Here is a 351-nt window from a genome sequence, read left to right on the forward strand (position 1 = left end):
ACACCAAGACCGTGGTGCATATCGAACCCGGCCGAAGCACCGAATCCCTCGCGGCTTTCTATGAGCAGCAACACGAGTCCGACCTCGACTCGATCGAGTCGGTATCGATGGACGGATCGAAGGCCTATCGCGTCGCCACCGAGGAACACGTACCGAACGCCCGAATCTGCTTCGACCCATTCCATGTCATGCAGTGGGTAAACCGGGCGTTGGACCGAGTGTTCTCCGACGCCTCCTCGGCCAACCGTCGCAGAATCGAGCTCTCGAGCGGCAGTTGGCGCAAGGTCCGCACCGCATTGCGAACCGGCGCCGAACGACTCACCGACCAGCGCCGCGCCCTTCTCGACACCC

At 62.7% G+C, this 351-nt stretch carries 1 protein-coding gene; it reads left to right on the forward strand.

Translation table 11 applies throughout. From position 1 onward, the window contains the following. On the forward strand, positions 1 to 351 hold a 351-nt coding region (locus tag QM806_RS41010; RefSeq protein WP_283295063.1), incomplete at both ends, for a transposase.

It is taken from the genome of Rhodococcus sp. IEGM 1351, from assembly GCF_030056875.1.
GTDB classification, from domain to species: Bacteria; Actinomycetota; Actinomycetes; order Mycobacteriales; family Mycobacteriaceae; genus Rhodococcus_F; species Rhodococcus_F opacus.